The organism is Litorilituus lipolyticus (genome assembly GCF_006439335.1).
Taxonomy (GTDB): Bacteria; Pseudomonadota; Gammaproteobacteria; order Enterobacterales; family Alteromonadaceae; genus Colwellia; species Colwellia lipolytica.
In genome coordinates this window covers 137,380-160,753 of record NZ_SAWY01000019.1, presented here as the reverse complement: position 1 = coordinate 160,753, position 23,374 = coordinate 137,380, and the positions used below count along the sequence as shown (strand labels likewise).

Genomic DNA, 23,374 nt, shown 5'->3' with positions numbered 1-23,374 from the left:
TTATTAATTATTATGTAAAGTAAATTATTTATTTAATTAGGTCAAGCAATAAAATAAATTAAAAAGTTTACTTAATGGTTAAATCGTTGATAATAAGAGGGAGTTAGCATGAAAATTTTATTAAGGTGAGGCGCTACTTTATGAAAACCCATGACAAGATTCTCCATTTACTCAAAACGCATGGTGCATTGACGGCAAAATTTTTAGCCAATGAATTGCAGTTAACGACCATGGGAGTACGGCAACACATGCAAGCCCTTGAAGAGTCAGGAGATGTAATATTTAAAGATGAAAAAGCCGCACGAGGTCGACCTACTCGCTCTTGGTTACTCACTGAGAAAAGTAATAGCCTTTTTGATGACAGGCATGATGAGCTCACCGTTCAGTTACTTGATTCTGTCATTGCTATATTTGGTGATGACGGTTTAAACAAATTGATTGAGCATCGTGAAACTAGTTCAATGACCAACTACCGATTAGCACTTGCAGATCGATATGGTGTAGAAGAAAAACTTGAGACCTTAGCTAAAATTCGATCAGATGAAGGTTATATGGCAACCGTTGAACAAGAAGGTGATATTTATTGGCTGTTAGAAAATCATTGTCCGATTTGTGCAGCGGCGAGTAAATGCGCTAACTTTTGTCGCTCAGAATTACACTTATTTCAAACATTAATGGCTGATGTTGCTCAAGTAAGTAGAGAAGAACATATTGTAGAAGGGGCTAGACGTTGCGCCTATAAAGTTACACCAAACGACAATGCATAGTTGTATATACATATCTGCTTTTCTTGTATATACAACTACCTGTATGTTGCTGATATTAGATACTTAGTTAGGCGCTTTTTCTATGGTAGTGCCTAAGGCCATGCTCTTTTTGTCTGCCTTGGCTAAATGCGGTTACCCTTTTTAAATATCCAATAACCCGTGTGCCGTGATCAATATTATCGCTGCCGCACTCAGGGCATTGATGCAATGTGCGCTTATCAATTTTTTCACAGGCATTACAAATAGTAATTTTTACGTTAATGCAAAAGTAATTACAACCTGTTGATGCAGCGACATTGAATAGTTTTACATAGGCATCGGTAGAAAGTGCTTCATCTAAATTTAAATGTAGCGCCGAGCCACCATCAAGGTATTGGGTGATTTCTTTCCCATGCAATACAAATTTATCAAGGTGGTTAGTCTCTTCATCTTCGACTAAGTAAAAGTATGAGTTATAACAGTCGCGATTGACTTGATAGCCGTCTTTGCTATCCCATTTAGCATTTTTAACTCCTAGATTTTCCGCTGGGACAAATTCAGTATTGAACATATAACCGTATTCTTTCTTAGCTGATTGATTTGCTTGATAGATGATTTGCAAATGCTTACTGACAAAGTCTTTGTAGGCTTGATTATTGCCAACGGTAATACCACTAAACTCGGCTGCTTCAGCCATGCCATTAATGCCTATGGTTAAAAATTGCTTATCAAGACTAATAAAACCGGCATCATAAACGGATAAAGCGCCCTGAGCTTTGTATTCTTCCATGAGTTTGCGATAGGCAACTTGGTATTTTTGAATCTTCTCAATCTCTGTTTGTAAGTCGCGGCCATCTTGTATTAGTCGATTCATATTTAGGGTAATAACATTAATAGAACCTGTGGCAACACCACCTGCACCTAAAGTGTAGGAAAAAGTATTATCTGAAATTTCATTGCGTAGTCGACAACATGACGCGAGTGAATCTGCACTGTCAGATAAGTATATGAAGAAAGAATTCCCTTGCGCCTTTTCTTCTGCCAGCTTTAAAGCAAAAGCTTGATCTTTACATTGACCGTTTTCAGTGAGCATAGCGGCAGTTACAACAGGGAAAGTTAACACCGACTTTTCTCTTTCTTTGTTCAACCAGTTAAGAAAGAAGTGTTGTAATTGATCAACGGTATGCCAGTTTGGTTTACTAAAATCAGGGAAAACGAAATCGCCAAACATGGAAGCAAAATAATGTTGGTCAAATAAAGAAATATTCCAAAATACGCTTTGGTAACCACGTGCAGCGGCTGGCTGATTGATGGCGTAAACTACATGCTGTAGGTGATTTTCTATTTCAAATTTATTGGTGTTTATGTAGTCATTACCATATTCAAGGCGAGCAAAATAATCAAAATAGGTTAAGAACTCAACCGTAGCGACGGCACCTGCGAATTGTGCAGAAATAGCAAAAATAAGATTAACAAAAGAGCCACAGAACGATTCTAAATGTTTTGGAGCCTTTGATTCACCACCAAGTTTTGTTAAACCATCGAGTAAAAATGGATACATGCTGATAGAGGTACAGTAGGGCTTTAAACTGGTTTCATCATGCACGTAAATTTCATGATCTTCGATTTGACGTAAGTATTCTTTGGCAAGTTCAGCGTCAAAAGTTTCACTAATTTTATCGTGCACTAAGGTGCGATTAATTTGCACAAAGCAGTCTTTGAGTAATTCAGCTTCAAGGGTGGCAATGTTTTTATGGCTGACGTTGGCATTTGCGTCCATTTTTGAACCATCTGCGGCATTTTTCGCTGCAAAGTAATGCTTTATGAAGTCTTTTTTATCATCGAGTTGTTCTTGGTTAAGCCGCAACATTGTCTGCTCCTTGGAGTGAATTATAATTAATTGAGTCTTTAATGAATAAGTGATTAAGCTTTTCGCCAGTTTTCATATCACGAAATATTTGATTGGTTGTCGGACTTTCAAGACCGCCGAGCTCGGCATGCCATGCGCCCGTTTTAAGAAAGTCTAAGTGTTGGCTAATGTTGATATCTATATGTTTTTCACCTGAGTAAAGGCAGGTTTTTAAGCCCAAATTCTTTGCTAGTAATAACTTTTCAATTAGAGCATTGGCCTGCCATTCGCCACCAAAGAAAACCACACAACTAATTAGGCCTTTGTATTTTTTTAACCAATGTAGGTAGTTTTCTTTTGATAAAGACATGCCATAGTTTTCATTCCAAAGCTCGGTACTATGACAACCTTTACAGCCTATCTTGCAACCAGTAATGCTAAAACATAAGCTGATTTCGTTGGGTACTTCTTGAAAAACGATTGTGGGTGCAATGCAATTGAAATCCATTTAGCCACCTATATATAGACATTATTATTTTGTTAAACACAATATATAGTAATTCGATGGGTTAAATAGTTGATCTCGATCACATTTTTGAATGGTAGAATAAAATAAAACACAACATATGGTGTTCTAGGTGGATAACCATATACTATATATGGTTTTTGGGCGAGTTGACTCAATGCTCAAGGTGATTGGTAGTGTTTGTTAAGAATCACTTGATAAAATAGCTGCTTTACTTTCTTTGAATTGGTAAATAAAACATGCTCCATCAGGAGTGTCTTTATATCTAATATTTCCATTTAGCTTTTGACTGATAAGATTAAAAATAATAGACATACCTAAACCAACACCACCTTTGTCTCTTGCTGTGGTGTAAAAGGGTTCAAACACATGCACTTTTGCTTCTTCAGACAAGCCGCATCCGTTATCAAGGTAGGTGACTTGCACTACATCATTTTCAAGCTTTTCAATGGAAAAGTTAATACGATTATCATGGTCTTTTCCTTCATGATTAAAGCCATGACGAATACTATTGCTGATAAGATTAGTAATAATTTGAGCGTGTACACCAGGAAAAGTCGCAATATCGATATCCTCATGACACTGCACAGATAAAGCAGTCTTTTTAGTTTTTACTAAAGAGTGTAATGTTGAAATTACGCGTTGATAATATTTTTTAATATTTATGGTATCAATTTCTAATTGATGTTGGTCAGCAGCTGTTTCTTTAAAGTTTTCTATGAGGCTCTTCGCTCGCTCTAGGTTTTCTCCTTGCATATTCAAAGCATTTTCCACCGAAACTTGGTAGTGGTTCATGGCTTTCAATGACAAGCTATTATCAGCGATGGCGCGAGATAGTTTTTTATGCTCATCAAACATTATACTGTGCGTGGTTATGGCAATGCCTAGTGGCGTATTGACTTCGTGAGAGATACCGGCAACTAAATCTCCTAATGCCGCCATTTTTTCAGATTCAATTAATTGCTTTTGCATGATTTGCAATTTTTCAACCGTAGCTGATAACTCTTGAGTTCTAATGGCGACAGTTTGTTCTAGTAAACTTTCGTGCTCTCTACGCTCTAACTCTGCTGCGACTCGGCCAGAAAACACTTGAAATAGGGCTAATGCTTCTTCTTCATCTACAATTGGGTGCTCATATAGGGCAACAATAAGGCCAATGACCTCTTGTTTTGAGTTATGCAGTGGTGTACCTAAGTAAGCTTGAATATGCATATCAATAAGCAATTGATCTTTAGGGAATATTTTGCAAACATCTTTGCTATAACAGCAAACGGTATCATCAATGACATTAGCACATGGCGTGTTTGTTAAAGAGTATTCAATGTTAGGAACTAGTTCTCCTTTTGCTACTAACCCTATTGTTTTAGCACTAAATTCTTTCTCATTTAACTTGGCTATAAAGGTGTAATCAGCATCGATAGCTTTATTAAGAGATAGCATAATGTTGTTGGTGAACTCTTCACCATAGCTATTCGAAACACCTTCAATGATATCGCGGATCTTCTCTAACATCTCAATGCCTTAACTGATGTTTCTATGTCTTTATACTGATATAACTATGGCATATCGCTAGATTTTTTCCATATTAAGCGTGTAACAATTATTGTTAAGACAATGAGTTTGTAGAGCTAGATAGATAAGCTAAAGTGTATTATTTTGGCCATTTGACGTTAGTTCAACAGGACTTTCTGTGGTTAAACTCGGTAATATATAGGTGGTAAAGTTAACTTGATGATTACTGGTAAACTGCTTAGCCACTGAGATTTGGCAAAGGAATTGTGTAGAGTGCAAAAGATTAGTAACTTGTTCTGCAAAGCTGTTTCATTGATGTTAAGTAAATCAAATGAGCGTGGTTTTAAAATAGCGAGAATTTTAGCTGCCATAGAGATTAAGTTTAAGCTTGAACAAAAACTGACATAGCTGCTATCTGCTTGAGGTGTTACGTGAATGGTAAAATAGTCATTGCCTTTTATGGCGTTGATGGAGTAACCGTAAGGTTTAAAAACGAAGTCGTCAAAAATGAAATCAGGTAATAGTGTGGTTAATTTTAGGTAATCACGAATGTTATGAGTTGATAAGTTTGTCGTAGTTAAATGCTCAGATGCGTCATAGCAAATTTGATAAGCAACAAGCTCGTATGTTTTATTTACTTCAATTTCATGGCTGTTTTCGTATTTTTCTAGACTATTTGAAACATTTTGTTCAGAAAGAAAAATATAATTGTGGTGGGTATCAAGTGCGCCAAAACGAAAAGCTTTACCCGCACAATACTGCTCTAGTTGGTGGATATCTTCACCAAAAGAAGTAAATTGCGCCGGGGCAAAATACTCATTTTTTCGCTGATAAATTACTTGCTCTATAACTTGTTTATCTAAATGACATAAGAGAAATTCAATTGATTTTATCAGTTGAGTTAAACCACAAGTAACAATGAGCAAACGGTTATGCCAAACAAAAAGGCTAGATTCAGATAGTAAAAATGCTTTGCAATGTTCATTTTCAATAGATGATAATATTTTTGCACCGCATTGTTTGACTAATTTATGCCAAAATTCATCATCAAAATCCTTCAATAAAGATAGCTTTGTTGCATCAATATAAATATCAGCTTTTTTTTCAGAGCCTTCAAAGATCAACCGGCTAGTCTCCATTTTAGAACGTGGAACAATATAAGTACCGAATTCTAACAAATAAAATGCTACAGTAAATCATATTATTAAGGGCGAAAAACAGAATTATGTAAGGTCATGTTAAATGTAGCTAGTTTCGTTATTATTTATTGTGACCTATCAATAAGTGTACATTTAGGCAGCGAGTTCTATGAAAGAGAGAGTAGTAATTTTAAGTGGTGCTGGTACCAGTGCAGAGAGCGGGCTAAGTACATTTAGAGATGCTGATGGGCTTTGGGAAGGTCATGATGTGATGGAGGTTGCCTCAATTGAAGGCTGGCATCAAAATCCGGCACTGGTTTTAGCTTTTTATAATGAACGTCGTAGACAGTTACATGATGTTGAGCCAAATAAAGCACACTATTTAATTGCTAAGTTAGAACAAGATTACAAAGTAACTGTTGTTACTCAAAATGTTGATGACTTACATGAAAGAGCAGGGAGCAATCACGTTATTCACTTACATGGTGAATTATTTAAAGCAAAAAGCTCTCTTGAGCCAAGTGATAGTTTTATTCATAAATCAGATATCAATATAGGTGACCTATGTGAGAATGGAAATCAGATTAGGCCCGATATTGTCTGGTTTGGCGAGCAAGTGCCAATGCTAGAGGTTGCTGCATATGAGGTATCGCAAGCTGATAAAATTATTATTATTGGTACCTCAATGCAGGTATACCCAGCAGCAAGTTTGGTTGATTATGCCAAACCTGAAGCAGATGTTTATTACATTGACCTTAAACCCGCGAATACAGAACAACTAATATTATCAAACCCACTAATAGTCATAACCAATACTGCATCCCAAGGCATGCAGCAATTGCTTGATGAGCACCTATAGCAAGCAGGGTTGAATGAATTAGTCATCTAATTGTGCTGATAACTGAGTTAACTTCTCGGTTAAGCTGGCAACTTGCTCTTCAAGGGCGATAATACGCTCTGATAATAATTGACTTTCACTCGTAGATAAAACCCCTTCTGTTGCAGCGTTAGGCTCCTCATGCGCCTGAATATATTCTTCATCTGAGAAAAGTTGCACATAACGAGATTCGCGTTTGCCCGGCTCACGAGCGAGTTTTTTAACTAAAACATTACCGTTTAAATCTTGTAAAGCGGTTAATGCGGCTTCAACTTCACTTACATCAGAAAAGTCAGCTAAGCGGTTAGTGCGTGTTCTTAACTCACCTGGAGTTTGTGGGCCTCTGAGCAACAATACGCAAATAATTGCACGTTGCTGCAAGGTGAGCTGTAAGCTACCGAATTCAGTGTTACAAAAGCGATGAAAGTACTTATTAACTCTGCCAGAAGCTTTATGGTCAACCATTAGCTGATTCATTTGAACAAGTTCATCAACAATATTCTGTATATCGCTTTCAGAGAGAGACATCACTGGTTCACGATTACTTTTTTGATTACAGCCGTTAGCTAACCCGTTAATAGATAGAGGATATTGTTCAGGTGTAGTGGTTTCTTTTTCTAGCATTACACCAATAACACGCGCTTGTTCAGGGGAAAGAGAGATCATATGAAGGCATCCTTTGAAAGTATTTTGTCGCTATATAGCTGCTCAAATAAAAGTAACAAAATTAGCAAGGTATGTACAAGACTCAGTAACATTCCTTTTACTGATGATAAAAATATTTTTTTACGCTGTTTTAAACAGTCTATGGTTAAACCCTTATCTTATATTACGTTATTAACTTTATTGTCTGCATCCTATTAGAGCTTCTGCTTAATACAGAGGTCACCACTCATGCTAATTTCTGTTTAAAAAAACACCGATTTTTGTTTGCTTTTTAATTACATTTAATGTTAAAAATTTGTAAACCTTCTGGTAGGAGGTTCGACCTTTTAAATAAAAATAATTACAAAAAGGAAAACAAAATGGTAAGAAGAATTATCTCAATGGTGATGCTTAGCGTTGTAATGTCATGGTCTGTAAATGCGGCTCAAGGCATCGCTTTTATTCATGGCACAGGTAAACAAACGGACGCATATAATGATTATTGGACTGGCGATTTTGTAAATTCGGTTCGGCTGGGACTGTCAAACTCCTCGTTGTATGCCGTCGTAAATTGCGATTTTGATCAGTTTATGTGGAAGAGTGAAGCCGCAGGTTGTTTGGCAGAACAATTAACGACCTTTATTCAACAAAAAAACATTACTGACTTAGTGTTATTGACCCACTCAAATGGTGGCAATATTGTTCGTTGGATCATGTCTAATCCAACCTATGATAACCGTTATCCCAATATTATTAGTAAAACGACAAAAGTTATTGCGTTGGCTCCTTCAAGTTTAGGTACGCCATTAGCAGATACGGTAAAACAAGGGAATGTTTTTGAAACTTCGTTAGGCTGGTTATTGGGTTATGATTCTGATGCAGTGAGTCAACAGCAAACAAGTTGGATGGCTTATTATAATCAGCATTGGCTACAAGGCACTGTGAATAGACCTAATTTACCTATTTTATTTAAAGCAGTTGTTGGTTCTGATGTTGATTCAGCTATTTGGGATGGAGACAGCTACTGCGCAGGTTACCAATACCAAGTTGCCTTAGAAACAACACAAAACTGGTTAGACTCTTGTTCTGATGGTTTTTTAAATTGTAGTTCTCAGCGAGGGGCTGGGGTTGAGTGGTTTACCGACAAACAGCGTACAAAAGGTCGAGAGCCTCTAAGCCATCAACAAAGCCGCAGAGATTGCTTTAATTTAGATACGATAATTAGAAACGATATTTAGGATTTACCATGAAAAATAATAAAAACGTTGTAATGGGCGCTAGCTTATCGGTATTACTACTTAGTTCATCATTGCATGCAAATTCACTAGCGATCGGTTTGAAGGATAACGGTTTTAAGCAAGCTAAATTATCTGAAATAGCAGTGGAAGATTACGATTTAGTCAATGTGGATCTTATGTCGTCCTCCATAGAACGACAAAGCGTGCACTTTAGCCAAGCGATATCCAGCGCAAACAAAGTTGCTTTTAAAAACCAGGGGTACACAGACATTAGTGATGAATACTGGTTTGAAGTGACAGGTAGAGAGTTAATGGCAGGTGTGGCTGTTGCTATTAGTCAACCAGGTGCGTTAATTCGTTTGTCAGGCAAAAGCGTGAAAAATGATATGCGCAATATGCAACAACACGCAATAGAACCTGAATTTGTTTCTTTGTTGAAAGCAGGTGTTACATTGAAGTCGGCCTTTTCACAAAAAGTGACTGCTGAGCAGTTTGCTACCGCGAATATTTTCCCCAATAGTAGTGCGTTACAACTAAATAAAACTTTAGGTGCAGGAAAATTTACACTGAAAGTAGAACAACTACTTGAAGAAGACCAGCGCTATATGGTTAATGTTAAAGAGAAAAATGCCGAGCACAAACTACATTTAACTATTGATAAGCAAAGTTATCGCGCAGGGCAAGATATCCTGTTTAATTCCAAACTGTTAAGTAGACAAGGACATGCATTGTTAGGCACTCAAAAGGTCAGTGTTAAATTGCCAAATGGTGAAGTGAATGCGTTAGAAGTTGTTAAGTTAGATAATCAATTTAAAATAACTTTGCCACAACATGTTAATGACCAAAATACGGGACAGCTATATGAGTTACTGATTGTCACAGAAGCTCAAAGTCAAGGGGTTACCGTAAAACGAAATGGTAAGGTAGCCTTCGCAGTAAATAGACCAACGGCAAGGTTAGAGGGCAAAGTTGACCATAAGGCTGACTCAGTCGCTTTTAATGTAAATGTCGCTAGTGAAGGGCGTTATGAAATAAGCGGCATTGTCTATGGGACTAACCAACAAGGTGATGCAGTACCATTTATGCTTAGCCGTTCTGCGTATTATTTACCTGTAGGAATTCATCAACGAAAATTAGCGTTTGACCAAACGATAATCGATAACTCTGGCTTACAAGCTCCATATACCGTTAAGAGTGTACAGTTAATGGATCAAAGTCGCTTGGCTTTACTGCAGCAGTTGTAATAAAGCGATATTAATTAAAGTCATTAATTTGAGTTATTAATGTGACCACCCTATGAAGAAAAGCTCGTTCTTAATTTTTGCGAACGAGCTTTTTTTGCGTTTGTAAATGGCATAACAGCGATCACATACCTGAAATGGTTTGAGCGCTGGGTAAAAAGTACAGTGAATTTTAGAGGAGCTCTATTGTAACTTCATAGTTTAGCCGTTACGTTTACGATACCAACGAATCAGCTCCTTTTGATCGGCAGGAGGTGTGTGTCCTTTATCAATTTTCTTTATGGCCTGTTGTGCTAGTAGTTGCTCAGATTTATCTTCTATTTTCTCTAAAATTGAATAAAAGGACTTCAATTCTTCATGAGTGAGTACACTTTCGAGCTCTGTTGCTCTGTGCGATATTGCTGAACTAATTTGTTGATAAAGCTCTTGTCCTTTCTCATTCAATGTCAGGTATTTTATATTTTTACTATAGCTATCGGGAACAATATTAATTAACTCTTTGCTGCTTAACGCTTTCACCGCTCGGCTAACGTTGTATGAATCAATACGTGATTGATACGCAATATCAGCGGCTTTAATTGGCATATAAGAGCCAATATTGAGCAATACGCGTATTTCTCTTGGTTCTAAGTCACATAGTTCTCTTATTTCCCAATCTCGGTTTAACGCGAGTAAATTACTGACGACTGCAACACGAAAAGGCAAGTGAGTTGTTAGATCGAGAGGTTTTATTGTTTGCGTAGATAACTTAAATGCCTGCTCTCTAGTGTAATTGCTGATAATTAATCCTAACTTCTTAGTATTTTCTTAAGCAGTATTTAATCACAAAAGAAAAAAGTCGCCAATAGGGAGGTAGGTACATTGGTTTAACCTAAGGTATGCATGGGATTGTGATTAATTACCCTAGATGTTGCATTTGCAACATCTAGATTGTATCTTAATAAATTCAAACCATATAGTTAAACAAAGAGGAACCGTGTTATGCCATTAGTTACCCCCTTAGCTACAGATGAAAACGAAGATGTCACTAAACTTGCTGAATTTTTCAATGAAACGCTAGGCTTTTGTCCTAATAGTGTTTTAACGATGCAAAGGCGCCCAGCTATTGCTAAAGCATTTATTAATTTAAATATGGCAGTAATGGCAAATGAAGGAAGTGTAACCTCAGAACAAAAACGTCTGATTGGGTATATTACCAGTGCTAATACTGGGTGCCGATATTGCGAAGCTCATACTATTTTGGCCGCAGAGCGATATGGCGGAACCGATGAGCGCTTAGCCAACATTTGGTCATTCAGAGAAAGCGATTTATATACGCCTGCTGAAAAAGCAGCTTTTGAATTTGCCCTAGCTGCTTCAAGTGTACCCAATGCGGTTGACGATTTAATAAGTGCTGAGCTACATGAATATTGGGATGATGGTGAGATTGTTGAGATATTAGGGGTTATTTCATTATTTGGATATTTAAACCGATGGAATGATTCCATGGGAACTACAATGGAAACAGGCGCTGTTGATGCTGGTGAGCGTTTACTCAAAGATAACTCTACTTGGGTGAGAGGTAAACACGTATAGCATCGAAGCCGTTTATAAAACCCTACCACTGTATGCTTAGGATGTATTATTAAGCAAAACGCGATTGATTTATAAGTAAATGATGAATCAATCGTCAATGTTATATTACACAGTATCTTTATTTTTTTTTACAAGCGCCTTTTAATTAGTAAAGCTTCCTTTTACTGTGGTGAACATAATAATAAAAATAGGGGCAACCATGAAAGTAAGCAAAACGCTGGGAAGTACACTAATTATTGCAGGGACAACAATAGGTGCAGGGATGTTAGCGCTGCCTATTGCCTCGTCAGGTTTAGGTTTTACTACGGCAATGATAGTGCTTATTTTTGCTTGGTGCTTGATGACCTACACTGCCTTACTCACCATAGAGCTTCATCAACACGCTGAGGCTAATGCAACCCTTAATACCTTAGCTAAAAATATTTTAGGAAAGAAAGGGCAATTAATTGCTAATTTTTCCATGATATTTTTATTTTACGCGCTGTGTGCTGCTTATATCGCAGGCGGTGGCTCGCAGTTACAAAGCAAAATAAATCAATTTACTGACTGGCAAGCAGTGCCGCAAATTGGTGTGGTACTTTTTGCCTTGATATTCGGAGCAATTATCACACTAGGCGCTGGCGCTGTAGATAAAGTTAATCGCATTCTCTTTGTGATTAAAATATTAGTGTTAACCAGTATTTTCTATTTATTGACTCCCTATGTTCAAGGGCAAAACCTACTTCATATGCCGCTAGAGCAGGGGTTAATCATTTCGGCCATTCCTGTTATTTTTACCTCGTTTGGCTTTCATGGCTCTATACCTTCAGTGATCAAATATATGGGGGTAAGTGTTAAACCCATGAGAAAAGTGATCATGATTGGCGCTTCTTTACCTTTAGTTATTTATTTGTTTTGGCAAATTGTTAGTCAGGGAGTGTTGAGTCAACAAAGTTTACACAATAGCGGAAGTTTAGAGGGGTTTATTGGCAGTTTAGCAAACGTAATACAAAGCCCGATGATTATCAGCATTGTCTCGGTGTTTGCCAACCTAGCGCTTGCCACGTCATTTCTTGGAGTAAGCTTAGGCTTGTTCGATTTCTTTAGTGATATGTTAAAGAAAACTGACTCAATGAAAGATAGAAGTTTGACCGCATTAGTTACCTTTGCGCCACCTTTAGGTTTTGCGTTATTTTATCCCCAAGGGTTTATTACCGCGCTGGGTTATGCCGCCATAGCGCTAGTGGTTCTGGCAATATTCTTACCTGTGGCTATGGTTTGGCAGCAACGAAAAACGCTGGCGAGTGATAATGGGGAACAATACACAGTTAAAGGCGGGAAACTTGCGCTTTCAATGGCTGCTATCTCTGGCGTGTTAATTATAAGCGCGCAATTTATGCAGATGTTAGGCGTTGTGCCAGCGATTAAATAAAACCATAAATAGCCTAGTTATCTAGGCTATTTAGAAGTTCTATATGTTGACGTATAGGATTGAATATAGGCCGGATAATTGGTTATTATTCGATATTCTGGATCTGTTCGCGCATTTGCTCTATTAATACTTTAAGTTCAACGGCACTTGCGGTGATGTCTGTATTAATAGATTTTGAGCCTAAAGTGTTTGCTTCGCGATTGAATTCTTGCATCATGAAGTCTAAACGTCGCCCTTGAGCGCCGCCTTTGTTTAGTATTTTTTGGGTTTCGCTTACGTGGCTTTTTAGGCGATCTATCTCTTCAGCAACATCCATCTTTTGTGCAAGTAATACTAGCTCTTGCTCTACACGGCTTGAGTCTAAATCAATTTTGGCTTCGCTGAATTTGTCTGTGATGCGAGTACGTTGCCATTCGATAATAGCGGGCATTTGCTCTTGTACTTTGTCTGCTTCAACCGTAATAGCGTTTAAGCGTTGCTCTATCATTGCCTTAAGGTTTTCACCTTCGCTTGCTCTTGCTTTGATGAAATCTTTTATTGCAACATCAAAGCCTGCTAATAGTTCTGCTTGAATGGCAGAAATATCTGTTTCAGCGGCCTCCATTACACCGGGCCAGCGCATTACTTCAATTGGGTTTACTTGGCTGTTTAAGGTTTGTTCATTCACCCAGTTAGCATGTTGTATAAGTTGCAGTGCCAGTTTTTCGTTAATGGTTACTTCACTTTTAGCGGCGGGGTTGGCATTAAAGCGTAAACTACATTCTACTTTACCTCGATTTAACTGTTTTCTAAAACGTTCGCGTAGTAATGGCTCTATGCCTCTAAATTGCTCAGGTAATCTAAAGTAGGTCTCTAAAAAACGTTGGTTGACTGAGCGAATTTCCCAAATAGCATTGCCCCAATCGCCTTTTACTTCGTGGCGTGCGAATGCTGTCATGCTGTGGATCATGATGGTTACCTTTAATTGCGTTAATGGTCAGTATCTAAAATGCAGTGAATTTAATACCTGCAATAGTTAATTTTGATACTTGGATTAACGCAATTATGCCTCACCTTAGGGTAGGTAGCTAGAGTAATATTGATGTATTAAGCTGCTAAGGTGTAAATTCCATATGGCCAAAATCCGCACTAAAATCAACACACCACACACTTAAACCAGTTAAGTCATCTAAGGTTTTATTTTGCGGCAGTTTGATCGTGATTGTGGCGTTGTTATAAATTTGGCCATTGAGTTTGTTACCAATAGGGAAAGCGTCCGTGCTATTGTACTTGTGATTAATAGCCCCGTAGAAGTACACATCAGGGCCACCACCATCGTAATCAAATTGTGAAATTTCAATGGTGCAGTCGTCAATAATTGTCGCCTTTCCTGCGACATTGTGATGAAAAGTCTCAAAAAAGCCGCTATAGCCAACCATGGTGTGCGTTGATTCGCAGCTAGTAGGATTTTCATTACTAAGTAAGTTTAACGTTTGTTGAAAATGATCAATGGCGCTTTGTGCTGAAACCAGTTGTTGATGTACTGAGCCGATCATCGTAATAAGGCCACTCACCACGTCTTCAAAATTTTCATCACTAAAGTCTACGGTAAGATCTTGAGCTAATTCATGGGCTATTTCTGGGATTTGAATGTTGTTTGTCAAGTCACCATCACTATCTAAACTTTGTAATAAACGTAGCGTATTGACTACCTCAAGCTGATTAATATCGCTGCTTTTAAAGAGTGACAATGGCGTTAAAATAAGTTCTGCTGATATTGCTGGAAAAGTAATACCGCCAATAGAAAAAGTGATTAATTCATCGGCTTGAAATAAGAATTCTCCGCCAGCATTAGTTGTACCGCTTTGACTATTTGTTGAGTAATTAAGCCCTTCAACAGCACTGTCAAGAAACACCCCAGTGTAAGTTGAGGGCGGAGGAGGTAACACCTCTTTATCTGGTGCAGTAGAGTCACTTGAACCACCACATGCAGATAATGTTAGTAATAAACTCATCAGAACGATGTTTTTCATACTTCCTCCTCTCACTATATAAATATATTATCTAAATAAAGTATGAAGATGAGTCTTCACAAAAGTATCACAAAAACTAAAAAATTAGCTTTGTTGTGATAAAACTTGCCAATGCTCAGTGATTTTTTCAGCTACCCTAAATGAGTTTGCATAAATAGTGAAGGTATAAGGTACGCTGCCACCTGTTGGCATAAATGAGCCGTCTGTCACATAGAGATTTTCTACTTCATGAGCCTGACAGTTTTTATTTAATACTGATGTTTTTGGGTCATTACCAAAGCGACAGCCGCCAGCCATTAAATTACTCGAAGGATATCCGCTAACTGAAGATGAAACATTTTTAGCGCCCATAGCCGTCAATAATTGTTCGCCTTTTTCAGCCAAAAATGCACCAACTTCAAGGTCATGATTATGAAAGCCAATACGTACCTTAGCGACAGGATCACCCCATTTGTCAGTAACGTCTTCATCTAAGCTTACAAAACAGTCGTTAGTGGGCAACCAATCGTTAAACACTTCGAAACGTAAGGTTTTATAAGTCGTGAATTCTTGCTTCAGTGCTTGTTTAAGTTGCTCTCCCCACACAAGGCTTTCAACACCATTGTCATCTTCTTGCCATTGGCTGCCCTGTGCTCGTGCAATCGGGTTTTGATGAAAAAGAAAGTCTATGGTGCCACCTTTTGCTTGTCCGGTAGGGCTTATTCCTTCATTTGCTTTGGCAAACTGTTTATCGTTAATTTGATACCAATCTTGTAATGCTCGATTGATAAAAGGACCTACTTGCTTTAACTGCGCAACTTTTTCATCACTGAGTTCATTATAAAGAAAGTCACCTTGGCCTGTGCCACCACCACTAAAAAGCAGATTTTTGCCTACCTGTTGATTATTATTTGCTAAGCCATAGGGGAACTTTTCGCCTTTTGACGCAAGTAATAAGCGTGAAGTTTCTACGGCTTGGCAGGCAACAACATAAATTTTGGCCCTTATTTGTTGTCGCTTACCAACAGCATCGTAAAACTGTACGGCCGTTATTTCGCCTGCCTTGTTGGTGGCAATATTATAAACTTTTGAGTTTGGCTTGATGGTGCAGTTACCTGAGGCAACAGCTTGATTTAATAATGCGGCACGACCACTACCTTTGGCGCCAGAAGAGCAGCCATAGCTACTGCAATAGCCTGAGTATTCGCAACTGCGTCTACCTTTATCTGGCTGTGATAATATTGCTCTAGGGACAGGAATAGCATGAAAACCAATCTCTGAAGCGGTTTGATCTATCCATGAAGCTACAGGTAATTCAGCAACAGGAGGGTAAGGAAAATCAGTAGAGCGTGGTTCTTGATGCGGATGCTTTACGGCTTTGCCAGAAACCCCCACTTCTTTTTCAACCATAGCGTAGAACGGTTCAAGTTCATCGTAGCTAATAGGCCAATCTGCAACATTGGCACCTTTAATATCACCAAACTCAGACTTTAAACGAAAATCTATTGGTTTTAAGCGATGGAAGTAACCACTCATAAAATTTGATGAGCCACCAACTACTGTGCCATTCCACCAACTCCAACCTGATTCACTGGTTGATTCACCTTGCCAATAGCTTTCATTATTATCGTCGAGGTACTCTTCTTCTATTACGTGCTGTTCATCAGTTAATGAGGGGTTGTAAGCATCATGTAAACTGATGGTTTGCTCGTCTTTAAAGAATTCTTTTTCGGTTAGCCATGGGCCTTTCTCTAATACCACAACTTTCGCGCCAGCTTGTGATAATCGGTATGCAATTGGAGAAGCGCCAGCGCCAGAGCCAACAATACAAATATCAAAATCCATTAGGAGTTTTCCTCTGATAAACGCGATAGTTTAATAATGCTAGCGCGTTTAGGTAATTCGAAATAACGTTGTCCTTTTTCAGGCAAAGGAAAGCCTGCTTTATGCTCTAGCCATTGCCAGCCGATACCGTTAGGATTGCCGCCATAAGCTGGTGGCGATAACATAGCTTCTAATAAGTTAGTCAGCATCATGTTGATCCAATTACTACCCGCATTAGACTGACTAATATCACGTAACATTGTTTCTTTTTCATCAAAAGTTAATGAAACAAATGAGCGGTTGAGTTGCTGCTGGGTGTAACCATTTAACCAACCCACACCTTTGAAGATAAAGTCAATTTCATCTTGTGGTGTTGGACGTTCAAATACCAAGTTATATAAAAACTCCATCGCTTGAATTTCTACAGCACTTGGACCTGTTTTGGAAACAGGCAATAAGTGATTCATTACACTGTCGAGTGTTTGCCAAGGGTCAGTTTTAATTAAGGCGTTAAGTTGCTTTTGTTGATTGGCGGTAACAGTCCATACGGGTAAAACGGTTAGGGCAGAAACACCAGCGGCAGATTTAAGTAACCTTCGTCTTGCTTGTTGTTTTTCTTTTAAAAATTCAGGCGTAGTGAAAGATTTATCAAAGAATGACTTTATAATATTCAACGATTAGTCCTCAGTTTTTTGTTGGTTGTTTGAGGTGTTACCTTTAGTTGCAGGAAGGTTATTTTCACTACTTGCCAGCCATTGGGTAAGCGACCATTTATCAATAAATGTTAACCACTGTTCTCGCGAGTATTCACTTCCTGTGAGTAGTTCTGCGGTATCCTTTGATAAGATCATTTTGCCAGTCGCAGTAGAAACATACATATGTGGGTAACCTAATACCGGTGGTAAGGCACTCATGAAAGCTTCATTTTCATTGCTGTCACTGACATTAATTTTTAACAGTACGTAATTAGCATGTAGAGCTTGGAATATATCAGGGTTTTTCGCTAAGAAATCATCCATTTTATGACACCAAGTACACCAATTACCGCCTATTTCTATTAACACTTGGCGATTAGTTTCTTTAGCTAAGGCTAAGGCATTACGAGCATCTTTAAACGGATCACGAGTATCATCATAAATTTGGCTATATGCTGGTAAATCTGAAGAAAGCATACTTTTGGGCTCAGCATTAGTATTAAAGTGTACAGCTAGACTGCTGAGCAAAAACAGGTAAATAGTAAGCTTCATTCTATGGCCTTTGTGTTGGTGTTTGTCTATAGCAGATATGACCTTGCTTGTTAGTTTTATCTTTCAGCAGCATGACATTTATATCATTTTCACTGAGACTCTTGCTTAACAATGTATTACAGGTTTATCTTTTATTATCTATCATGAGAGTATAATTTGTATTCTAAGCAGCTAAAATATATCAATCCAATGTTATTCACCGCCAATTCAATAGTGTATATTACAAACTACGTGCAGGGTTGATTTCACGAGTAAAATTTTACTGCTAGGAAGTTGATAAGATCATGTCTGTACAAAGTATATTCACTACCTTAATGAAATGGTTATCATAACTATCTTTTTAGTCGCTTTTAACTATATTGAATATTAATTGTTAGTCAGTATCTACTTGTTAACATTTTCGAGTAGCCATCACATTACAGTTAGGACGTAGCCTTGGAAAAAAATCAGAATTCTTTTTTTGATAACCTGAGTACTAAAAGCAAAATTCTTATTGCTGTTACAGTACCATTCTTAATGATGTTAACTGTGTCACTAATTGTCTATATCAGTATTGAAAAAAACACTGAAACAACACATTGGGTTGAGCATACTCACCAAGTCATGGCCGACAGCAATGAGCTAATTAAATTATTGGTTGATATGGAAACGGGTAAACGTGGCTTTTTAATTACTGGTAATGAGGTGTTTCTACAGCCATATATTGCAGCAAGAGAGATTTGGACGTCGAAATTAAAGGCGTTGAAAAGATTGGTTTCAGATAACCCTGTGCAAGTAGCACGATTAACGGAAATTGAAAGCCTACAAAAAAAATGGCTCAAAGAAGCCGCTTTTGTGGAGATAGCCGCTCGTCAAGATACCAGTATGTCGCCAGAACTTGTTATGGCTGAAGTGGTTAGGTTGGTTGAATTGCAAACGGGTAAAAATATTATTGATCAAATTAGAGCAATTAAGGCTAATTTTAATGCCATGGAGCAATCATTGATGAAACGGCGTCAGCAAGAGTCAGCTCAAGCCGCAAGTCAGACTCTATTTGTGGTAATTGCAGGAACCTTACTTTCGTTATTGCTCGCTCTTATTGTAGCCGCATTGGTTGCTTCACATATTTCGAGAAAACTTAAAACGTTAATGTCTGGTACCACTAAAATAGAACAAGGTGATTATCAAACTGTTATAGAGCTTCATGGCAATGATGAATTTTCATTACTGGCTAAGGCATTCAACAACATGAGTTTAGCGGTTAAATTTGCTGTGGATGAGATGGAGAAAGCAGTTAAAACTAAGAGTAGTTTTTTAGCCAATATGTCACATGAAATCCGAACACCGATGAATGGTATTTTAGGCATGCTAACCTTACTTGAAAATTCTAAGCTAAATAAAGAGCAGCAGGAATATACTTCGGCAATACGTTCATGCGGTGATGGCTTGTTGATTGTTATTAATGACATTTTAGATATTTCGAAACTCGAAGCAGGCAAGCTCAGCCTAGATAAGCAAGCTTTTAATCTGAGGAGTTTAATCGAAGAAGTCACTTTCTTGCTGGATAGTCTCGCTTCAGAAAAGGGGTTAACACTGAAGGTTACCCTAGATGAAGAACTAGCAGCCAGTTATGAGGGGGATAACTTACGCCTGAGGCAAATTTTATTAAATTTACTATCCAATGCTATCAAGTTTACTGCTCAAGGTACTGTTGAACTGATTGTTAAGGCTGTAGAAAAAGGGACTGATGAAGACAAATTGTTATTTAACGTGATAGATCAAGGGATTGGTATTTCTGTTGAAGATCAAGAAAAATTGTTCAAGCCATTTTCTCAAGTCGATACTTCAATCAGTAGAGATTTTGGTGGGACTGGCTTAGGCCTTATTATATGTGCAAAGCTAGTTGAAAAGATGCAAGGTAATATATCTGTATTAAGCACGGTTGGTGAAGGTTCTACTTTTAGCTTTGAATTAACATTGCCAGTTGTACATAGGCAAACACAGGCCGTGGAACAAACGAACCATCAGCAACAACTTTTGCAAGTTAATGCTAATCTTGCTGATGAAATTCCACTTAGCATTTTGGTGGTTGAAGATAATAAAATAAACCAAATAATTATTAGAAAAATCTTTGAAAAACTGGGGTATAGCGTTGACATCGCAAACCATGGTGAAGAGGGGGTGCAAGCAGTACAAAGTAAGGTTTATGATACTGTGTTTATGGATATGCAAATGCCGGTGATGGACGGTGTTACTGCAACCAATAAAATTATTGAACTACAACCTGATAATCACCCGACAATAATCGCCATGACAGCCAATGTGTTAGCTGAGGATAGGCAAAAATGTTTCGATGCAGGCATGGATAATTTTATTAATAAACCTATTAACGTTGAAGATATTGTTCAAGCGATTCGAATGCTTAATAGGGAAAACTAAGAAGAAACATCCGCTGATCTTCATTATAAATTACCCTCAAAAATTAGCTAAAAATTAAAATCTTTACTCGCCATTATGTCAATATCACCAAGTTCCTATTATAATGCGCAGCAATTATTTACTTCATGAGATCACATTATGCGTCCAAGCGGCAGAACATTAGGGCAAATTCGCCCAGTCACTATCACTCGTCAATTTACCAGCCATGCTGAAGGCTCAGTGTTAATTGAGTTTGGTGATACTAAAGTCATTTGTACAGCATCGGTTGAAGAAGGTGTACCACGCTTTTTAAAAGGCCAAGGTAAAGGTTGGGTTACTGCTGAATACGGTATGTTACCTCGTTCAACACATACCCGTATGCGTCGTGAAGCAGCTTCTGGCAAACAAAGTGGCCGTACATTAGAAATATCTCGTTTAATTGCTCGTGCATTGCGTGGCGCAGTTGATTTAAAAGCTTTGGGCGAAAATACCATTTCTGTTGATTGTGATGTGATTCAAGCTGATGGTGGGACGCGTACTGCTTCTATTACAGGTGCTTGTGTTGCTTTGGTTGATGCACTTAACTATATGCGCGCTAAAGATATAATCAAAACAAACCCATTAAAATACATGATTGCTGCAGTATCGGTTGGTGTTTATAAAGGCGAGCCAGTTGCTGATTTAGATTACGATGAAGATTCATGCGCTGAAACTGATATGAATGTCGTCATGACAGATACTGGTAAGTTAATTGAAGTACAAGGCACGGCAGAAGAAGAGCCATTTAGCTTTGATGAGATGAACGCTATGATGCAATTAGCCAAAGATGGTATCAATGAGTTATTTGACTTACAAAAAGCGGCATTAAGCTAATTTAATTAATCTTTAGGAAACTTTGCACATGAAAGATTATCAACGCGAATTTATTGAGTTTGCACTAGAGAAGCAAGTATTACGTTTTGGCGAATTCACCTTAAAATCAGGCCGTACAAGCCCATACTTTTTTAATGCTGGTTTATTTAAAACGGGTGGCGATTTAGCACGTTTAGGTCGCTTTTATGCTGCTGCCTTGGTTGATTCAAACATTGATTTTGATTTGGTCTTTGGCCCAGCTTATAAAGGCATTCCAATTGCTACTACCACAACGGTTGCGTTATTTGATCAGCATAACTTGGATGTTCCATACTGTTTTAACCGTAAAGAAGCAAAAACTCACGGTGAAGGTGGTTCATTAGTGGGTGCTGATCTAAACGGTAAAGTCATGTTAGTTGATGATGTTATCACCGCAGGTACGGCGATTCGTGAATCAATGGAAATCATTAAAGCTCATGATGCTGAGTTATCAGGTGTGTTAATTGCACTTGATCGCCAAGAAAAAGGCCAAGGCGAATTATCAGCAATTCAAGAAGTAGAGCGTGATTTTGGTACGCAAGTGGTATCAATAGTGAAACTTGCCGATGTGGTCACTTATCTTGAAGAGAAGTTATCGGCAAAACCTGCCAATGCTGAAGAATTAGAGACAAGCTTAGCGAGTATTAATAAATATCGCCTAGATTACGGTATTTAACTGTACTGTTTGAAAGTTAACTAATCAGTACAGTTAATTTAAAAAAGCCTTTGAACATGAACGTTTAAAGGCTTTTTTATTGCGTCGATGTATCTAAGTCTTTATATCAACTTTATCGCATTTCCTTGCTGATTAAATACCACACTCGATTGCATTAATTGATTTTTCTTTAAGTACTTGGCAATGGTGGTAAAGGTTGTGGTGTAAACTTTACCATCATGGTCTTTTGTTGTGACATCATCCATAAAGGCGCTGCCTAGCATTAATTTAAATCGACTTGTTTGTACTCGTTGTGGTTGAAAATAACTTTTAGCATTACGCTTTAATCGTTTAATATTAGTGGTTTGGTAAATTGAAGCATTGATCACATCTAAAGTATGTTCAGTACAATTTTGGAACTGACTATTAAAAGGGTTGGCAATAACAGAGTAGTTACTATTGTGTACTGTTCTATGCGTTCCCGAGGTTATTGCTTCAATTAACCTATGCTGTAGTTCTTGGCTTGGAATGATAATGCCAGCCTTCAACTCTTCAGCGCCCCAAAAGAAATCAGTTGGGTAGTCAATAACTAATGAGCTGGTGTCTAACTGTCCTTCATTTTGATAAAGGTTATGAATAGCATAGCCTCTGGCAGTTTTCCCGTTACCTAATTGAATGTCTGAATACACGGCAATTGCAGTGTGAGTAAAACTAATACCTTTAGGTAAGTCCTTCTTTGGGCGCCCCATTCTAGCAATAATAAAAGCTCTAGCACCTTGTTTAGCAGCATATTTTTCCACTTGTTTAGCAAAGGTGGTTATCTCTTTAACAGAATGCTTAGGCTCTGCTATTTGCGTGCTGCCAGCATGTGCTGTGGTGATACTGGCAATAATCATCAAAGATAGTGCAAAAATAGCGTATTTTGCTGTAGTAAATAAGTTGAAGTCTCTCATTATTTTTGCTCCGTTGTTTTAATAGTTGTCTTAGTGGTAACTGTAGTTTTAGTCGTTTCCGTTTTATTTTGTTGCATTACAGTTTGTGGAGCAGGATCTGCGGTGATTGTGATATCAGAGATTATTAATTCATCTTTATGTTCATATTTAATACTGTGGACTGCTTGAGCTGCTGCGCTCATTGTTACTGCGCCAGATAAGGCAACTTGACTGCCTACTTTTTCAGAGCCTGCTCCGGCACTCACTACGCCAGTGCCGAGCATAGCGCCTCCTGAAACTGCTACTGGTACAGCTACCACTGCAGCTGCAACTTTTGCTGTTGACGCTACACCATGCGATGTTGCTAGTGCGGAATGTTTACCTGCCTTACTAGTATGTTGAGCAGAGTCAGCGGCAATGGCATTGGTAGACAATGAACATGTTAATAGAATTGCGACAATGTTGTTTAGAAAGCTTTTAGAAGTCAGCTGCTTAGTAGTAATTTGAATTTTAGTCATGGTGTTAGAAGTAAACATAGTTATTTTCCTTATTTGTTTGAGTTGCTAGCCCTTGCTAACTGACAGCAAATATATGAGTAAGGATTGTTTGTGTAAACTATGTTGTCTTGTGTATACTGTAATGCCACTAAAAGTATTATATAAATATACCTTAAGGCTG

The 23,374-nt window shown here is 38.0% G+C and carries 22 protein-coding genes; 9 read left to right on the top strand and 13 right to left on the bottom strand.

Going from position 1 to position 23,374, the window contains the following annotated elements; genetic code table 11:
• The first annotated feature begins 140 nt into the window (after positions 1-140).
• Positions 141-767 carry a helix-turn-helix transcriptional regulator gene (locus EPA86_RS08770; RefSeq protein WP_140603056.1) on the top strand — a complete coding sequence of 209 codons (627 nt, stop codon included), beginning with the start codon at positions 141-143 and terminating at the stop codon, positions 765-767.
• 67 nt (positions 768-834) lie between these two features.
• Here EPA86_RS08770 and nrdD read toward each other — a convergent pair whose 3' ends face one another.
• The 4 genes from nrdD to EPA86_RS08750 form a co-directional block, all read right to left on the bottom strand.
• Positions 835-2,616, bottom strand: coding sequence for an anaerobic ribonucleoside-triphosphate reductase (gene nrdD, locus EPA86_RS08765; RefSeq protein WP_140603055.1), 1,782 nt, complete (start codon positions 2,614-2,616; stop codon positions 835-837).
• A complete protein-coding gene (gene nrdG / locus EPA86_RS08760) occupies positions 2,603-3,103 on the bottom strand; it encodes an anaerobic ribonucleoside-triphosphate reductase activating protein (protein WP_140603054.1) in 501 nt (166 codons plus the stop codon). Before nrdG ends, nrdD begins: the two co-directional genes overlap by 14 nt.
• A gap of 201 nt (positions 3,104-3,304) precedes the next feature.
• Entirely contained in the window at positions 3,305-4,633 is a 1,329-nt protein-coding gene (locus EPA86_RS08755; RefSeq protein WP_140603053.1) for a sensor histidine kinase, read from the bottom strand.
• A gap of 182 nt (positions 4,634-4,815) precedes the next feature.
• Complete coding sequence (locus tag EPA86_RS08750) at positions 4,816-5,811, bottom strand: adenosylmethionine decarboxylase (RefSeq protein ID WP_140603052.1); 996 nt, start codon at positions 5,809-5,811, stop codon at positions 4,816-4,818.
• A 130-nt stretch (positions 5,812-5,941) separates the two neighbouring features.
• Between EPA86_RS08750 and EPA86_RS08745 the strand changes: the two genes are divergently transcribed.
• A complete protein-coding gene (locus EPA86_RS08745; protein ID WP_140603051.1) occupies positions 5,942-6,631 on the top strand; it encodes an SIR2 family NAD-dependent protein deacylase in 690 nt (229 codons plus the stop codon).
• Between the two features lie 18 nt (positions 6,632-6,649).
• On the opposite strand, the gene EPA86_RS08740 is transcribed toward EPA86_RS08745, so the two are convergent.
• Positions 6,650-7,315 (bottom strand): YceH family protein, encoded by a 666-nt coding sequence (locus EPA86_RS08740; RefSeq protein WP_140603050.1) that lies wholly within the window; start codon positions 7,313-7,315, stop codon positions 6,650-6,652.
• Between the two features lie 359 nt (positions 7,316-7,674).
• On the opposite strand from EPA86_RS08740, the gene EPA86_RS08735 reads away from it, so the two are divergent.
• Both EPA86_RS08735 and EPA86_RS08730 read left to right on the top strand, forming a co-directional pair.
• The gene (locus tag EPA86_RS08735; RefSeq protein WP_140603049.1) at positions 7,675-8,532 is read left to right on the top strand and encodes a hypothetical protein; all 858 of its coding nucleotides are present in this window, start codon (positions 7,675-7,677) and stop codon (positions 8,530-8,532) included.
• An 8-nt stretch (positions 8,533-8,540) separates the two neighbouring features.
• Entirely contained in the window at positions 8,541-9,776 is a 1,236-nt protein-coding gene (locus EPA86_RS08730) for a DUF4785 domain-containing protein (protein ID WP_140603048.1), read from the top strand.
• 198 nt (positions 9,777-9,974) lie between these two features.
• On the opposite strand, the gene EPA86_RS08725 is transcribed toward EPA86_RS08730, so the two are convergent.
• A complete protein-coding gene (locus EPA86_RS08725; RefSeq protein WP_211664918.1) occupies positions 9,975-10,478 on the bottom strand; it encodes a MarR family winged helix-turn-helix transcriptional regulator in 504 nt (167 codons plus the stop codon).
• A 276-nt stretch (positions 10,479-10,754) separates the two neighbouring features.
• On the opposite strand from EPA86_RS08725, the gene EPA86_RS08720 reads away from it, so the two are divergent.
• Both EPA86_RS08720 and EPA86_RS08715 read left to right on the top strand, forming a co-directional pair.
• On the top strand, positions 10,755-11,348 hold the full coding sequence (locus EPA86_RS08720) for a carboxymuconolactone decarboxylase family protein (RefSeq protein ID WP_140603046.1): 594 nt from the start codon (positions 10,755-10,757) through the stop codon (positions 11,346-11,348).
• A 199-nt stretch (positions 11,349-11,547) separates the two neighbouring features.
• Complete coding sequence (locus tag EPA86_RS08715; RefSeq protein ID WP_140603045.1) at positions 11,548-12,759, top strand: aromatic amino acid transport family protein; 1,212 nt, start codon at positions 11,548-11,550, stop codon at positions 12,757-12,759.
• Between the two features lie 85 nt (positions 12,760-12,844).
• Here the strand turns inward: EPA86_RS08715 and EPA86_RS08710 are convergent, their stop codons facing one another.
• The 5 genes from EPA86_RS08710 to EPA86_RS08690 all read right to left on the bottom strand — a co-directional run bounded on the left by EPA86_RS08710 (position 12,845) and on the right by EPA86_RS08690 (position 17,821).
• Positions 12,845-13,708, bottom strand: coding sequence for a YicC/YloC family endoribonuclease (locus EPA86_RS08710; RefSeq protein ID WP_140603044.1), 864 nt, complete (start codon positions 13,706-13,708; stop codon positions 12,845-12,847).
• A 145-nt stretch (positions 13,709-13,853) separates the two neighbouring features.
• Positions 13,854-14,771, bottom strand: a complete 918-nt coding sequence (locus EPA86_RS08705; protein ID WP_140603043.1) for a DM13 domain-containing protein — start codon at positions 14,769-14,771, stop codon at positions 13,854-13,856.
• 84 nt (positions 14,772-14,855) lie between these two features.
• Positions 14,856-16,595 carry a GMC family oxidoreductase gene (locus EPA86_RS08700; RefSeq protein ID WP_140603042.1) on the bottom strand — a complete coding sequence of 580 codons (1,740 nt, stop codon included), beginning with the start codon at positions 16,593-16,595 and terminating at the stop codon, positions 14,856-14,858.
• Positions 16,595-17,248 carry a gluconate 2-dehydrogenase subunit 3 family protein gene (locus tag EPA86_RS08695; protein ID WP_140603041.1) on the bottom strand — a complete coding sequence of 218 codons (654 nt, stop codon included), beginning with the start codon at positions 17,246-17,248 and terminating at the stop codon, positions 16,595-16,597. Before EPA86_RS08695 ends, EPA86_RS08700 begins: the two co-directional genes overlap by 1 nt.
• A gap of 3 nt (positions 17,249-17,251) precedes the next feature.
• Positions 17,252-17,821, bottom strand: a complete 570-nt coding sequence (locus EPA86_RS08690; RefSeq protein WP_140603040.1) for a thioredoxin family protein — start codon at positions 17,819-17,821, stop codon at positions 17,252-17,254.
• Positions 17,822-18,256: 435 nt separating this feature from the next.
• Here EPA86_RS08690 and EPA86_RS08685 point away from each other — a divergent pair, with 435 nt between their 5' ends.
• From EPA86_RS08685 to pyrE, 3 genes are all read left to right on the top strand, one after another.
• Positions 18,257-20,239, top strand: coding sequence for a CHASE3 domain-containing protein (locus EPA86_RS08685; RefSeq protein ID WP_140603039.1), 1,983 nt, complete (start codon positions 18,257-18,259; stop codon positions 20,237-20,239).
• 138 nt (positions 20,240-20,377) lie between these two features.
• Positions 20,378-21,091 (top strand): ribonuclease PH, encoded by a 714-nt coding sequence (gene rph / locus EPA86_RS08680; RefSeq protein ID WP_140603038.1) that lies wholly within the window; start codon positions 20,378-20,380, stop codon positions 21,089-21,091.
• 28 nt (positions 21,092-21,119) lie between these two features.
• Positions 21,120-21,785 (top strand): orotate phosphoribosyltransferase, encoded by a 666-nt coding sequence (gene pyrE / locus EPA86_RS08675; RefSeq protein WP_140603037.1) that lies wholly within the window; start codon positions 21,120-21,122, stop codon positions 21,783-21,785.
• A gap of 101 nt (positions 21,786-21,886) precedes the next feature.
• On the opposite strand, the gene EPA86_RS08670 is transcribed toward pyrE, so the two are convergent.
• Both EPA86_RS08670 and EPA86_RS08665 read right to left on the bottom strand, forming a co-directional pair.
• Entirely contained in the window at positions 21,887-22,717 is an 831-nt protein-coding gene (locus EPA86_RS08670) for a DUF2145 domain-containing protein (RefSeq protein WP_246058320.1), read from the bottom strand.
• Positions 22,717-23,232, bottom strand: coding sequence for a hypothetical protein (locus tag EPA86_RS08665; protein ID WP_246058319.1), 516 nt, complete (start codon positions 23,230-23,232; stop codon positions 22,717-22,719). The genes EPA86_RS08670 and EPA86_RS08665 overlap by 1 nt, the downstream gene beginning before the upstream one ends.
• Positions 23,233-23,374: the final 142 nt, after the last annotated feature.

Excerpts from the sequence above, each read along its gene's own strand:
- rph (WP_140603038.1), top strand. The coding sequence starts at position 20,378 with ATGCGTCCAAGCGGCAGAACATTAGGGCAAATTCGCCCAGTCACTATC.
- EPA86_RS08770 (WP_140603056.1), top strand. The coding sequence starts at position 141 with ATGAAAACCCATGACAAGATTCTCCATTTACTCAAAACGCATGGTGCA.
- EPA86_RS08690 (WP_140603040.1), bottom strand. The coding sequence starts at position 17,821 with ATGAAGCTTACTATTTACCTGTTTTTGCTCAGCAGTCTAGCTGTACAC.
- EPA86_RS08720 (WP_140603046.1), top strand. The coding sequence starts at position 10,755 with ATGCCATTAGTTACCCCCTTAGCTACAGATGAAAACGAAGATGTCACT.
- EPA86_RS08730 (WP_140603048.1), top strand. The coding sequence starts at position 8,541 with ATGAAAAATAATAAAAACGTTGTAATGGGCGCTAGCTTATCGGTATTA.
- EPA86_RS08665 (WP_246058319.1), bottom strand. The coding sequence starts at position 23,232 with ATGTTTACTTCTAACACCATGACTAAAATTCAAATTACTACTAAGCAG.
- EPA86_RS08670 (WP_246058320.1), bottom strand. The coding sequence starts at position 22,717 with ATGAGAGACTTCAACTTATTTACTACAGCAAAATACGCTATTTTTGCA.
- EPA86_RS08755 (WP_140603053.1), bottom strand. The coding sequence starts at position 4,633 with ATGTTAGAGAAGATCCGCGATATCATTGAAGGTGTTTCGAATAGCTAT.
- EPA86_RS08715 (WP_140603045.1), top strand. The coding sequence starts at position 11,548 with ATGAAAGTAAGCAAAACGCTGGGAAGTACACTAATTATTGCAGGGACA.
- EPA86_RS08710 (WP_140603044.1), bottom strand. The coding sequence starts at position 13,708 with ATGATCCACAGCATGACAGCATTCGCACGCCACGAAGTAAAAGGCGAT.
- nrdG (WP_140603054.1), bottom strand. The coding sequence starts at position 3,103 with ATGGATTTCAATTGCATTGCACCCACAATCGTTTTTCAAGAAGTACCC.
- pyrE (WP_140603037.1), top strand. The coding sequence starts at position 21,120 with ATGAAAGATTATCAACGCGAATTTATTGAGTTTGCACTAGAGAAGCAA.
- EPA86_RS08745 (WP_140603051.1), top strand. The coding sequence starts at position 5,942 with ATGAAAGAGAGAGTAGTAATTTTAAGTGGTGCTGGTACCAGTGCAGAG.
- EPA86_RS08705 (WP_140603043.1), bottom strand. The coding sequence starts at position 14,771 with ATGAAAAACATCGTTCTGATGAGTTTATTACTAACATTATCTGCATGT.
- EPA86_RS08740 (WP_140603050.1), bottom strand. The coding sequence starts at position 7,315 with ATGATCTCTCTTTCCCCTGAACAAGCGCGTGTTATTGGTGTAATGCTA.
- EPA86_RS08700 (WP_140603042.1), bottom strand. The coding sequence starts at position 16,595 with ATGGATTTTGATATTTGTATTGTTGGCTCTGGCGCTGGCGCTTCTCCA.
- nrdD (WP_140603055.1), bottom strand. The coding sequence starts at position 2,616 with ATGTTGCGGCTTAACCAAGAACAACTCGATGATAAAAAAGACTTCATA.
- EPA86_RS08735 (WP_140603049.1), top strand. The coding sequence starts at position 7,675 with ATGGTAAGAAGAATTATCTCAATGGTGATGCTTAGCGTTGTAATGTCA.